The organism is Methyloceanibacter sp. (assembly GCF_035650995.1).
Taxonomy (GTDB): Bacteria; Pseudomonadota; Alphaproteobacteria; order Rhizobiales; family Methyloligellaceae; genus Methyloceanibacter.
Genome location: NZ_DASRGO010000206.1, coordinates 21318 through 34328 on the forward strand (window position 1 = coordinate 21318; position 13011 = coordinate 34328).

Annotated in this window: 9 protein-coding genes and 1 other RNA gene; 6 read left to right on the forward strand and 4 right to left on the reverse strand. The window is 65.5% G+C overall.

Annotated features, from left to right (window positions below; all coding sequences use genetic code 11):
• Nucleotides 1-97: 97 nt before the first annotated feature.
• Both VFB18_RS15370 and VFB18_RS15375 read right to left on the reverse strand, forming a co-directional pair.
• The gene (locus VFB18_RS15370; protein WP_324977285.1) at nucleotides 98-616 is read right to left on the reverse strand and encodes a dihydrofolate reductase; all 519 of its coding nucleotides are present in this window, start codon (nucleotides 614-616) and stop codon (nucleotides 98-100) included.
• Nucleotides 613-1407, reverse strand: coding sequence for a thymidylate synthase (locus tag VFB18_RS15375; RefSeq protein ID WP_324977288.1), 795 nt, complete (start codon nucleotides 1405-1407; stop codon nucleotides 613-615). Before VFB18_RS15375 ends, VFB18_RS15370 begins: the two co-directional genes overlap by 4 nt.
• A 113-nt stretch (nucleotides 1408-1520) precedes the next feature.
• On the opposite strand from VFB18_RS15375, the gene VFB18_RS15380 reads away from it, so the two are divergent.
• The 4 genes from VFB18_RS15380 to glsA all read left to right on the forward strand — a co-directional run bounded on the left by VFB18_RS15380 (nucleotide 1521) and on the right by glsA (nucleotide 4880).
• Nucleotides 1521-1766 carry a hypothetical protein gene (locus tag VFB18_RS15380; RefSeq protein WP_324977291.1) on the forward strand — a complete coding sequence of 82 codons (246 nt, stop codon included), beginning with the start codon at nucleotides 1521-1523 and terminating at the stop codon, nucleotides 1764-1766.
• A 58-nt stretch (nucleotides 1767-1824) separates the two neighbouring features.
• Nucleotides 1825-2263: a transfer-messenger RNA gene (gene ssrA, locus VFB18_RS15385) on the forward strand.
• Between the two features lie 52 nt (nucleotides 2264-2315).
• Nucleotides 2316-2855 (forward strand): SspB family protein, encoded by a 540-nt coding sequence (locus tag VFB18_RS15390; RefSeq protein ID WP_324977294.1) that lies wholly within the window; start codon nucleotides 2316-2318, stop codon nucleotides 2853-2855.
• A gap of 159 nt (nucleotides 2856-3014) precedes the next feature.
• Nucleotides 3015-4880, forward strand: a complete 1866-nt coding sequence (gene glsA / locus VFB18_RS15395) for a glutaminase A (protein ID WP_324977296.1) — start codon at nucleotides 3015-3017, stop codon at nucleotides 4878-4880.
• Nucleotides 4881-4883: 3 nt separating this feature from the next.
• Here the strand turns inward: glsA and VFB18_RS15400 are convergent, their stop codons facing one another.
• Entirely contained in the window at nucleotides 4884-6794 is a 1911-nt protein-coding gene (locus tag VFB18_RS15400) for a sensor histidine kinase (RefSeq protein ID WP_324977299.1), read from the reverse strand.
• Nucleotides 6795-7007: 213 nt separating this feature from the next.
• Between VFB18_RS15400 and fumC the strand changes: the two genes are divergently transcribed.
• Together fumC and VFB18_RS15410 are read left to right on the forward strand one after the other, a co-directional pair.
• Nucleotides 7008-8432 (forward strand): class II fumarate hydratase, encoded by a 1425-nt coding sequence (gene fumC, locus VFB18_RS15405; protein WP_324977301.1) that lies wholly within the window; start codon nucleotides 7008-7010, stop codon nucleotides 8430-8432.
• Nucleotides 8433-8449: 17 nt separating this feature from the next.
• Nucleotides 8450-8689, forward strand: a complete 240-nt coding sequence (locus VFB18_RS15410; protein WP_324977304.1) for a ribbon-helix-helix domain-containing protein — start codon at nucleotides 8450-8452, stop codon at nucleotides 8687-8689.
• Between the two features lie 12 nt (nucleotides 8690-8701).
• Here VFB18_RS15410 and VFB18_RS15415 read toward each other — a convergent pair whose 3' ends face one another.
• On the reverse strand, nucleotides 8702-12928 hold the full coding sequence (locus VFB18_RS15415; RefSeq protein ID WP_324977307.1) for an AsmA family protein: 4227 nt from the start codon (nucleotides 12926-12928) through the stop codon (nucleotides 8702-8704).
• Between the last annotated feature and the right edge of the window lie 83 nt (nucleotides 12929-13011).

Genomic DNA, 13011 nt, shown 5'->3' on the forward strand with positions numbered 1-13011 from the left:
GGCAAGTCTAGCCGCATCAAAATGGCGGTCCTGCGACAGGGTCGGGAGGGTTATAGGCTAGCGACCTTCGCGGCGCAATGCGGGGAACCCGCAAAGGCTATAAGGGCGGAATGCGGTCGAGCACGACGAAGCTGAAGGGGTGCTCGTCCTTCGGCCCCGGCTCATGGCGCTCGCGTGAGACTTCGCGCCACTCGCCGTGGTCAAGCGGCGGAAACCAGGTGTCGGCGTGCGGCGAGGCGTGGACCTCGGTGAGATAAATGCGCGAGGCGAGCGGGAGCACGGCGCGGAACACGTCCTCGCCGCCGATCACCATGATCTCCTCCGCGCCCGACTTTGCGGCGGCTTTCTGCGCCACATCGAGCGCCTCTTCGAGGTTATAGGCCATCACCGCGCCCGGCGCCGTGAAGGCGGCGTTGCGGGTGAGCACGATGTTGAGCCTGCCGTCGAGCACGCGGGGGAGCGACATGAAAGTGAGCCGCCCCATGATGACCGGCTTGCCCATGGTGATCTTGCGGAAATAGCGGAGATCGCTCGACAGCCGCCAGGGCAGATCCCCGCCCCGGCCGATGGCCCCGTTCTCGGCCATGGCCACGACGAGCGCGATGATGGGTTTCACACCGCGACCTCGGCGCGGATGGCCGGGTGCGGGTCGTAGCCCACGAGCTTGAAATCCTCGTAGGCGAAGTCGAACAGAGAGGCGATCTCGGGATTGATTTCCATGCGCGGCAGCGGGCGGGGCTTTCGCTTCAGCTGCTCGTCCGCCTGATCGCGGTGGTTCAGATAAAGATGCACGTCGCCGAAGGTGTGCACGAACTCTCCAGGCTTGAGCCCGGTCACCTGCGCCATCATCAGCGTGAGCAGCGCGTAGGAGGCGATGTTGAAGGGCACGCCTAAGAACATATCGGCCGAACGCTGATAGAGCTGGCAGGAGAGACGCCCCTCGCCCACGTAGAACTGAAACAGGCAGTGGCAGGGCGGGAGCGCCATCTTGTCGAGCTCGCCGACGTTCCAGGCGCACACGATGTGACGGCGCGAATCGGGATCGCGCTTCAAGCTGGAAACGACATTGGCGATCTGATCGATGTGCCTTCCGTCGGGCGCGGGCCAGGAGCGCCATTGCCGCCCGTAGACCGGGCCGAGTTCGCCCTGTTCATCGGCCCACTCGTCCCAGATGGTGACGCCGTGCTCGTTCAGATAACGCACATTGGTCGAGCCTTGCAGGAACCAGAGCAGCTCGTGGACGATCGACTTGACGTGCAGCTTCTTGGTGGTGAGGAGCGGAAAGCCCTCGTTCAGGTCGAAGCGCATCTGGGCGCCGAACAGACTTAAGGCGCCGGTTCCGGTGCGGTCCCCTTTCCGGAGCCCTTCATGGCGAATCCGGGCGAGAAGGTCGAGATATTGTCGCAAAGGTGATCTTCCTTCCTCCGAATCTTACCCTATGATCTGGCCCTCATGAGGCGAGCGGGCAAGACGGCCCGCCTCTTATTCACAACCTCTGATCCTCAAGGAGAGTCGCTCCGATGCGTTTCCTTCCCCTTGTTGTCGCGCTCAGCCTGCTTTTCACCGTTCCGGCCGCGGCAAGGCCGGTCGCCGTCCCCGTCGACGGGGCGCGCAATATCGCCTTCCATTACGGTGTCGTGATGATCAAGGACATCGATCTCGACGACGGCGTCTGGGAGGTCGTCGGCTTTGATTCCTACGGCGCGAAAATCAAGATCTGGATCGACGCCTGGAGCGGCGCCGTGGTCAAGATCAAGCGCAAATAATTGACCCTCTCGCATCCGATTCGGAACCCGCCTGGACGCTGGGGGTATCGGAGCCGTCAATCTTTTTTTCGCCGCCGTGGAGGCTTATATTGGGTTTGTCGGCGCAAGCCGACTATGGCGATAAACGGCCTTCGTAATAAGCCATTCGGACCCGGGGGCGGTACCCGGCGGCTCCACCATTCAGAAGCCAGAGGTCAGAAACCAGAAGCCAGAACGTTGAGACTGCAGGATCGAACCTAACTGCACTTCTGGTTTCCGGCTTCTGATTTCCGGGTTCTGAACAAGGGGCCGAAATAGGATCGACGAGGGTGTAAAGGATGCGCTTTCGCCCGGCATGGTTCCGCCGTTATCGGGCCAACCAAATAGTTGCCAACGACAACTATGCGGAGGCTGCTCTCGCTGCGTAAGCGGCGCGATAGCCTGAAAATCAAGTCCTCTCCCCTTCGCAGGGGTTAGGCGCGGTTTCGGAGGGCACCGGGCAACAGAAGCCCTCCACTTTAACGGGGTGACTGCCTCGAGCGTCGCAAAAGGACGAAGCGGCGGCCTTTCATGGCAGAGGACAAGATCAGATACGATCTTCTCACGCAGGATGCTCTGCGGGGCGTCGTGCGTCAGGTATTGGCGCGGGTGCAGCGCGAGGGCCTGCCCGGCGAGCACCATCTGTACATCGCCTTTGATACGAGCGCCGAGGGCGTCTCGGTGTCCAAACGGCTCAAGGAGCAATATCCCGAGGAGATGACCATCGTCCTGCAATACCAGTTCTGGGACTTGCAGGTGTCGAACGACCGCTTCGAGGTGAAGCTCTCTTTCTCCAACGTTCCGGAGCGCCTGGTCGTGCCGTTCAGCGCGGTCAAGGCGTTCTACGATCCGTCGGCGCAGTTCGGGCTCCAGTTCGGCAAGCCCGGCGCCGCCAACGATTCGGCGCGCCAGCATCTCGCCGCGGCGCTTCCGGATCTCGCGGGCGAGCCGGAGGAGCCGCGCGGGCTACCCGAGCCTCAACAGGAAGAGACGGAGCAGCCGCCGGCCGAAGTGGTGATGTCGCGGCCGCCGGCTGAAGTCGTCCATCTCGACCGGTTCCGAAAGAAGTAGTCTTTGTCTGGCTTTCCCCCACTCGGTGCCCAAGAATTGGGCAAACTTTGACGCCTCTTTTGTGCAGGCTCTGATTTCACCTCGCTTTTCATCTGGCACGATTTCTGCCTAGATTTCTCCGCCTGTTTCGCGGGCGCCGGGCCAAGCGGGGGGAGCCTAGTGAACAAGATCGAGCCGATCGGGCGCCCTCTCCAGGCTGCGCTCGCCCCCGTGCAGGACTATCTCGCCGAGCTCCACGCGCGCGTGTCCGCGGTGTCCGGCGGCAACCCCGCCGACTACATTCCCGAGCTCGGCAAGGTCGATCCGGAGCTGTTCGGCATCGCCATCGCCACCGTCGACGGCCAGGTTTACGCGGTGGGAGATGCGGATGTTCCCTTCACCATCCAGTCCGTGTCCAAACCGTTCATGTACGGCTACGCGCTCCAGCATTACGGACGGCCCGCCGTGCTCGAGCAGGTCGGCGTCGAGCCCACGGGCGAAGCGTTCAACTCGATCGTGCTCGACGAGGTCGCCAACCGCCCGTTCAATCCCATGGTCAATGCCGGGGCCATCGCCGTCGCCGAGATGATGCTCGGCGACACGCAAGAAAAGCGCATCGCCAACATGCTCGAGTTGTTCTCGGACCTCGCCGGCCGCAAGCTCGAGATCGACGACGCCGTGTTCAATTCCGAGCTCGCCACCGGCCACCGCAACCGCGCCATTGCCTACATGATGCTCAACACGGCGATGATCAGCCGCGACCCCAACGAGGTGCTCGACCTCTACTTCCGCCAATGCTCGGTCAAGGTCACGGCCCGCGACCTCGCCATCATGGCGGCGACGCTCGCCAACGACGGCAAGAATCCGCTGACCGGCAAGGCCGTGTTCGACGCGCAATATGTGCGCGACGTGCTGACGGTGATGAACTCCTGCGGCATGTACGACTATGCCGGCGAGTGGGCCTATGAGGTCGGCATGCCGGCAAAAAGCGGCGTGTCGGGCTGCATCATCGCCGTCATTCCGGGCCAGATCGGCATCTCGGTCTATTCGCCGCCGATCGACAGGCAGGGCAACAGCGTGCGCGGCATCCGCGTGTGCCAGGAAATCTCCAACGAGTTCGAGTTGCACGCCTTCAACAACCGCACCAATGTGCGCAGCGTCATCAGACGCGACTATCGCGCCGATCTGGTGCGCTCGAACCGCCTGCGCACGCCGGAAGAGCGTGCCGTGCTGGCAAAGGAGGGCGCGAGAATCGCGGTGATCGAGGCGCAAGGCGCCCTGTTCTTCGGCTCGACCGAGCAGCTCCTGCGCCGGCTCATGCATCTCGCCGCCGAGGCGCGCTACGTGATCGTGGACTTCAAGCGCGTGCATCTTGCCGACCGCTCGGCACGCAAGTTGATCGTGCGCGTGGCGCGCGCCATGGCGCAAGGCGAGACCGAGCTCGTGTTCGCGGGAATCGCCGAAAACGGCCCGCTCGAGAGCCTCATCAAGGCGCTTGCCGAAAGCGAAGACGGGCGCGTGCAACTGTTTCGCGACACGGACACGGCGCTCGAATGGTGCGAGGACAGGCTGCTCACCGGCGCCCCGTTCGATCTCGGCACCAAGTTCGCCGTATCCGAGATCAACCTCTTCAAGGGGCTCTCGCCCGCCGAATGCCGATTGATCGAATCGATCATCAGGCCGCTCATGTTCGACAAGGGCGACGTCATCATGCGCGAGGGCGACGACGCGAAGCTGTTTTTCGTGCTCGCGCGCGGCACGGTCAGCGTCGAGATCAAGGTGCCGGGTCGCGGCGAGCGGAGGAAGCGCGTGGCCTCGATCGGCCCCGGTCTCACCTTCGGCGAGATGGCGCTGCTAGACGGCGGCAAGCGTTCGGCCGATATCGTCGCCAACGAGCGCGTGATCTGCTACGGGCTCGGAGTGGAGGAGCTGCACGCGCTCGCGGCCGAGCATCCCAACGTCATGATCACCATCTTGAGCAACCTGACGCGCGAGTTCTCGGAGCGCCTGCGCCACGCCAACGAAGAGATCGGGGTGCTGGAATAGGCTCTAGGCGGTGGCCTGCGCCGGCTGGGGTTTCGCGCGCGGCTCCTTCGACGGCTCGAGCGGCACGTTCATCTCGACATAAAGACCGGCCGGCCGGAATTCGAGCTTGGTCTCGCCGCCGAGATTGTGGCGGATGCCCTTGTCGATGAGCTGCATGCCGAAGCCGCTGCCGCGCTTGGTCGGTGCGGGGTGGAGGCTTCCCCTCTCCTCCCAGGTCAGCAGGAGGCGATTACCGCGCCCGAGCTTCCACGTGATGCCGAGCTGGCCGTTGTTGTGCGAAAGCGCGCCGTATTTGACCGCGTTGGTGGCAAGCTCGTGCAGCGTCATGGCGAGGATCGAGGTGCTCGCCGGCGGCAACAGCACGTCGGGTCCCTTGATCGCGATCTTGGGGCCGCCCTCGCGCCGGTAGGGATCGAGCTCGCGCTCGACCATGGCCTTGAGGCTCGCGCCCGACCATTGCGATTCGAGCAGGAGATCGTGGGCGCGATGCAGCGCCTGGAGGCGCTCGGCCAGCGTCTGCGCCATGGCCTGAGCGGGGCGGCTCGTCGCCTGGCGCAGACTTGCCTGCACCAGAGACTGCACGATGGCGAGCGCGTTCTTGACGCGGTGATTGAGCTCACCAACCAGCATGGTCTGGCGCTGAGCGGTGCGCCTTCGCTCGGTAACGTCGCGGAAGATGAGCACGGCCCCGGCAAGCGAGCCATCGAAGCCCAAGATCGGCGAGCCGCTATGCTCGACCGGGATCTCGCGTTCGTCGCGGGTAATGAGAAGGGCGCCCGACTCGAGCCGCGTCACCGCCCGCTCGCGCAGCGCCTTGAGCGCCGGGTCGTCGACCGGCTTGCGGGTGTTGGCATCGATCACGCGAAACACCTCCCAGATCGGCCGCCCGCGCGCCTCGGCCACGGTCCAGCCGGTCATCTGCTCGGCGACCCGGTTGAGCAGGAGCACGCTCCCGCTCGGATCCGTGGCGATCACTCCGTCGCCGATCGAGCCGAGGGTAGTACTCAGCCATTCGCGCTGTCCGCGCAGCTCCATCAGCGCGGCGTTGCGGTCGCGGTCGGCGCGCCGCACCGCCCCGATGGTCGTCCAAGCAAACACGGCGAGCACGAGGATGCTCGCGACGGCAAAGATGGCGAGCGTAGCGGCGCTGTCGTAATAGGTGTGCACCTCGGCCTGATGGGCGAACCAGCCGATCACGAGCGGCAGCACGAGGATGCCCGGCAAGAGCCGCCGCAGCATCTCGCCCGCCGGCGATTGCTCGACGATGGCCGCGCCGACGCCATACTCGGGCGAGGCCGCGAGCAGGCCGAGCGCGAGTAGGAAGGCGCTCGTGGCGCCGTAGATCGACATCGAAGTGAAGGGGAACGGGTAATAGTAGGTGGCGACGCCATAGGCGAAGCCCGCGAGCACGATGAGGACCTGCGCCAGCACAATGATGGTCACCACCTGGCTGAAGGCAGAGGAAGGGCGGCTCCGCTTGGCATAGAGGAGCGCGAGCCCGAACAGGATGAGAGACCCGGTGATACCGGGGGCCATGCGGGCATGCGGCGCGTCCGCTTCGGGCGTCAAACTCGGGAACAGCGCGTGGTCCAATCCGAGGTCGAAGCCGAGCAGATCCTCGCACAAGACGAGAAGCCCGAGAAGGATGAGGGCGAGGCCGATAATCCGGGCAAGCGGCCTGAGCGGTCTGAAGGTGAAGCAGAACAGGGCAAAGCCCGCGGCCATGGTGCCGACGCAGGCATTTGGCGTCATGCCGGCAAGACCCGGAAGGGCGTCAGGCATGCCAAGCCGCCACGCGGTGAGCGCAAGCGCGCCGATGGCAAGCACGATGACGGCGGCGCAGCGGGCCAAGAGCAAGGATATGCGCTCGGCGCGCGGGGCCGGCAGTGCCAACTTCGCTGCTACTTCAGCCACAAGCCTTCCTCACCCAAGTTCTCGGACCGCATTGCACCGGAAGCTTTGGGCGCTCCTCGGCAGAAGGCCGCAACGCAAGGTACGAGCGCGTTCTCCCACCCTTTTGCGCGATGTTATAGCCTAGCCCCCCAAATCCCCGATAGACACCCGTCAACGGCCCCGCCAAACGCAACGGCGCTTGACCGCAATGCCATCGATAAGGGAAACGTGAGCATGCCCGCCTCCCCTAAAGGTCTCAACCCCTCCCCTTCAACGCGCACCGAGACCGATTCGTTCGGCCCGATCGAAGTGCCCGCCGATCGCTATTGGGGCGCCCAAACCGAGCGTTCGCGGCGCAATTTCAAAATCGGCGACGAGCCCATGCCGAAACCCCTGATCAGGGCCATGGCCATGGTTAAGAAGGCCGCGGCGCTGACCAATCTCGAGCTTGGCCTGATCGACAAGCGGCTCGCCGAAGCGATCGCTGCCGCCGCCGAAGAGGTCATCAACGGCAAGCTCGATGAGCATTTCCCCCTGGTCGTCTGGCAGACCGGCTCCGGGACCCAGACCAACATGAACTTGAACGAGGTGATCGCCAACCGCGCGAGCGAGATGCTCGGCGGCGTGCTCGGCTCGAAGCGCCCGGTCCATCCCAACGATCACGTCAATCTCGGCCAATCGTCGAACGACACATTTCCCACGGCGATGCACATCGCGGCGGCCGAGGAGATCGCCTACCGGCTCAATCCGGCGCTTGCCCGCCTGTATCAAGCGCTGAAAGGCAAGGCGGAGGCGTTCCAGGACATTATCAAGATCGGCCGCACGCACATGCAGGACGCCACGCCGCTCACACTAGGGCAGGAATTCGGCGGCTATGCGGCGCAGATCGACCACGGCATCGAGCGGGTAAAACTCTCATTGCACGGCCTCTATGAGCTCGCCCAAGGGGGAACCGCGGTCGGAACCGGGCTCAATGCCCATCCCCGTTTTGCCCAGTTGTTCGCCGCCAACATCGCCGAGATGACGAAGCTCCCCTTCGTCAGCGCCGAGAACAAGTTCGAGGCGCTCGCTTCGCACGACGCCTACGTTTTTGCGCACGGCGCGCTGAACACCGTGGCCATGGCGATGTTCAAGATCGCCAATGACATAAGGCTACTCGGCTCAGGTCCCCGTTCAGGTTTCGGGGAGATCCTGTTGCCGGAGAACGAGCCAGGCTCCTCGATCATGCCGGGCAAGGTGAACCCGACCCAGTGCGAGGCGGTCACCATGGTCGCAGCCCAGGTGATGGGCAATCATGCCACGATCAGCTTTGCCGGGAGCCAGGGCCATCTCGAGCTCAACGTGTTCAAGCCGCTGCTTGCCTACGCCATGCTGCAATCGATCAGGCTGCTCGCCGACGTCGCCGACAGCTTTACCAACAATTGCATCGTCGGCATCGAGCCCAATCGCGAGCGCATCAAGGAGCACATGCAGCGTTCGCTGATGCTGGTGACGGCGCTTGCCCCTCACATCGGCTATGACAAAGCGAGCGAAATCGCCAAGGCCGCGCACAAGCGCGGCACGACGCTGCGCGAGGAGGCGGTAAGGCTCGGCCACGTCACCGCCGAGGACTTCGACCGGCTGGTCAGGCCCGAGGACATGATTGCGCCGAAGTCTTAGCCGGTTTCCTTAAGCCCATGGCAAGGCGCAAGAACAAACACTCGCTCACCATTGCGCGCCATCGCACCAGCATCTCGCTTGAGGACGAGTTCTGGTCGGCTCTGGCCGATGCCGCCCGCGATGAGGGAAAGTCGATCGCAAGTCTCGTCGGCGAGATCGACCAGAGGCGGGGCGCGGGAGCCGGAGACTCGAGCCTCTCGGCCGCTATTCGCCTTTACGTGCTGCGAAGGATGCGCGCGGGCAGGCCGGGAGCGTAACGCCGTGCAGGGCTAGAAGCCGAAAATGCTGATGCCCTTCTTCCAGGCATCGCGTGCCTCCTGCGGGATGGTGCGTCTCGGCTTGCCCACCGCGCGCTTGCGCGCCGGGGGCACGGCTTCGACCGGCGCCGGCGTTCCCTGATCGGCCTCGCTCGTCGTCGTTGCTTCCGCGGGAGGAGCCTGAGCGGGCGCGGTCTGCTCCCAAGGCAGCGTCTCCGGCGCAGCCGGCGGGGCTGCTTGCTCAGACGGGAGCGCGGCCTCAGGCGCGGGTTGTGGGGGTGGGGTCTCCTCGGCCGGCAACGCAGCCTGCGGCTTCGCCGGCCGATCGGGGGGAAGCGCCGCGGGCGTCTCGGGCGCGGTCGAGGCCGGCATCAACGAGCCCTCGCCTTCGCTCGTATTGGGGACCGGCATCCGCATCGCATCGATCGCGGGCGGTGCGACCTCTCCCGAAGGGGCCGATTGGAGGCTTGGCCTGTTGGGCAGCACACCCTCGGCGCGCGGCTTCGGACCTTCCGCCGGCGCGGCTTCGGCTGGCTGCGCAGGCTGCTCGGCGTTTTGTGCGGGTGGCGGAAGGTCGAGCGCGGCGGGCAACGCCGGCGGCTCGGACGTCTCCGGCGGCGGGGTCGTCTCGGCCTCGGGCTCGACGACCGGCGTCTCCGGCTCGGGACCGACCGGGACCTGGGTCCGGCCACTGACGTCGAGCGTCTCCAAACGCTCAACGTCCTCCTGCATGCGGTGCACAGTCAGATATTCCTCGATCGCCGCCGTATCGACCTGAGGCGTAATCTCGTTTGCCTTGTCGAGCGACCCGGCGAAGACGAGGGCGACGGGCGGTACGTCCTTCTCGGCACCCGTCAGGCTCACGGCCCATTCGCTGTCGACCTTGAGGCTCGCGAGCTCGAGGTAGAAATCGATCTTGGTCGCTGCGCCTGCCGTCGCGAGCGTCGCCGGAGCAAGCCTGACCGTGCCGTTCTTCACCTCGAAGGCGAACTGCGCCGCCGGATAGCGATAGATGCCCTTGGTCAGGGTCTCGCGCAGCGCGCGCGCGTCGGCGGCGATTTCCTCTTTGTCGGCCTTGATCCCCTTCTCGGCGGTGAGAGCGACTTTGCGGAGCGGCCCCGCGCTCAAGGCCTCTACCGAGCCGGCGCCGAGCGAAAGGGCCCCCTCGCCGCTCAAGCCGGCAACGAGACCCGGCGGGCTCAAACCCTCGCCCTGCACGGAGACGGCAAAGTTGAACAGACCCTTGGCAAGCTCGCTGCCGATCAGGGCCTCCGACGCCATATCGAGCTTGCCGCCCTTGAGCTCGGCCTTGGCCTCAAGCTCGGCGCCCGTGCCGCGCGGCCACAAGCCTCCCGTGGCGGCGAAACTGCCACCGAACAGGCGCCCGCCGAGACTGGTGACATTCAGCCCCTTCTTGTCCACCGTGGCCTTGAGGGTGGCGCTCGACACCTGGAACGGCGCCCCGAGCGAGAGCGTCTTGGCGTTCAGCGCGATGTCGCCTTCCGCCTTGTCCAAAATCCCAAGCGAGAAGCCGCGCGCGGGCCAAACGGTCGAGGCGCCGGAGCCGATCGCGCCCAGCATCTCCTCGGTCGAGGGCGTGCGCTGCCAGGCCACCAGCACGCCGAGCAGCGAGGGCAGCGACACGTAGTCGGAACTCGCCCCGATGGAAAATCGCGTCTTGGCGCCGCCGGTATCGAAATGCGCGCTGCCGGCAACGGGCTGGCCGGCCACCGTCCCGCCGACCGCGGCGAGATCGATGCTCGAGGCCTGCTTGGCGATATCGGCGTGAAGACTGAGCGGAACGCCGGCGGCGGAGGGCGGTGCCTCGAAGCCGAGCAGCATGAGGGCGAGGCTCGCGTCCCGGCTCGTGAGCGATGCCTTGCCGTTGAAATTCGCGCCGCCGTCCTGCACCGAGCCTTGGCCTGCAAGCGTGAGCTTCATGGTCGCGGTGTCGAGCGAGGCCTTGCCCGCCAATTTCGTCTTGGGCACGCCCTCGACCTGAAGCGCGAGCGTGCCGGGGCCTCCGCTTGCCGCAGCAAGGCGCTCGGCGGGAAGGTCCGGGAACAGGAGAACGAGCAAGGCCTGCGGCCGGTCACCAGTCACGCTGCCGTCGAGGTCGATCATCGCCTCGGAGAGCTTGGCCGCATCGCCGACGGCGCGGCCGATCAGGCTCACGTCGGAGCCGCCAGCCTTGCCGTCGAGGTCGATCGAGGCCTTGGTGCCGTCACCCTCCTTTGCCGCGACCAGACCGACGTGAATGTCGAGCGGCGCAAGCGAGACGAGATGCTTGGACTGGCTGACACTCTCGGGAAATCCGAAAAGCTGGGCGACAACGCGCAGGCTGTCGGCGGTGGTCGCCTTCAGACCGAAGTCGACCCCGCCCGAGGGCCCCTGGCTCAAACGCTCGACATGGCCCTTGCCGTTGAGCGCGACCACGTCGGCGGCGGCGAAGTCGAGCTTCTGCAAATCGAAAGTATCGCCGATCAAGGTGAAGCCCGCGTCGAGACGGCCCGCGGGAATATTCGGCATGAGCAGCTCGCCGACATGCAGCGTCACGCGCACGTCGTCGTCGCGAAGCGAGGCGAGCAGGTTCTGATTGCTTCCCGGAACGGCGCCGTCCTTGGCGGCGGTCTTCGTGGACAACCACGATTGCCAGATCGGACCGTCGCCCAAGAGCTCGCGCAGATCGAGCTTGTCGCTGTCGAGAGAAATCTCGATCATGTTCCGCTCGCCGCCCTTGAGGCTCAGCGCCCCGCGGAACTTGGTGCCGCTCACCTCGCCCTGTACGCCGGAAAGCGTGAGCTCGCCGTCGCCGACCTTGGCATTCGCCTTAAGCGAGAAATTGCCCATGGTGGCCTGCGAGGACACCTCGCGGTCGCCGGAGCCCCAACGGCTCAGAGCCCGCAAGTCCGAGCCGTCGAGCCCGACCGGGCCGGCGAAGACGGGGCCGAACGCGCCGTGGGTGAGATGGCCGGTCACATCGATGCGATTCTTGCCGGGGAGCGTCGCCTTGAGGCGCTCAACCGTCACGTCGCCGCCGGCCGAGGTGAGCGCGACATCGAGATCGCCGACGAGATCGCCGCCGAGTCCCGCCTGCTCGACGCTCACCGCAAGCTTGGCGTTGCCGAAACGCGCGGCGTCGCTCAGCACCTCGTCGGCCACCATGTAAAGCGCCTCGGCGGGAGAGTGAGGCTCGCCCGCTTCTCCGGCCGGGCTCCCGAACAAGGCGTCGAGGTCGACCCAGCGCGCCTCGAGCGACCCGTCGGCTCTGAAGGTATCGGCGAAGTCGAGGGTAAGCCGTCCCTTCATGATCTGCGGGCGTCCCTTGGCGTGGACGGTGAGATCGAAGTCGGGCAACTCGGCGCGATCGGGCGTCGCCTTGAGCGGACCCTTGAGTTCGAAATAGGAAGCGTTGTCGGCCGGAAGCGCGGCCGCGTGCGGTTCCTCTCCCGTCTCGGGCTCGGTGCCGGGCTCCGACCCGCCCGCTTCGTTCGCCACGCGCACGACGATGGTGCCGTCATAGGACGGCGTCGCCGACAGGCCGGTCACGTCGCCGTCGAGGAGATAGGTGGTGTTGCGCTCGGGATCGCGCAGGGCCGACTTCACGCGGAACAATCCGGCGGCGTCAGGCTCGCTGGTGGAGAAGCGAAGCTCCTGCGTGCGGCCTTCGAAACTGTAGGTCGCGGTGACCTTGTAGGGTCCGGACAGCGAGGCGGCGCTCGCCTCGCCCGCGATGCTCTCGAGCACGATCCGCGGGGCCCCGTTCTTGGTGATCTCGATCTTGCCGCCGGTGACACTGATCGAATCGAGCATCACCTCTTTCGGCGCGAAGGGAAGCGCCACGCCCTTCCGTCCCACGCCGCGCCAATTGCCGGTGCCGTCATCTCTGACGTCGAGACGGAGCACGGGATCGACGAGTGAGATCTTGCGCGCTTCGAAGGTACCAGAAAGGAGCGCGCCGAAATTGAGCCACGCCTCGAAGGTACGGGCTTCGAGCAGCGGTTTGTCGAGGCTGCCCGACTCGTCGGCCACCTTCACGTCGTCGAATCTGAGCTCAGGCGCCGGAAGCAGCACGAGATGGACCTTGCCGCCGACCTTGACCTCGCGCCCGAGCAGCTTTGTCGCCTGGGTCTCGAAGGCGGGGCGATAGTCATTCCAATCGATGAAGAGCGGCGCCGCGAACAGCGCGCTCAGCACCAAGATCAGTAATGCCGTCAGAGCGAGCAGAAACGAGTTCAATTCTTGTTTCCAAGGCCTGGATGAGAGCCGCGCAGCCCACCAGGCAAACGCAGACAGCGCCGGCCGGCCCTGGCCCCCGCGAC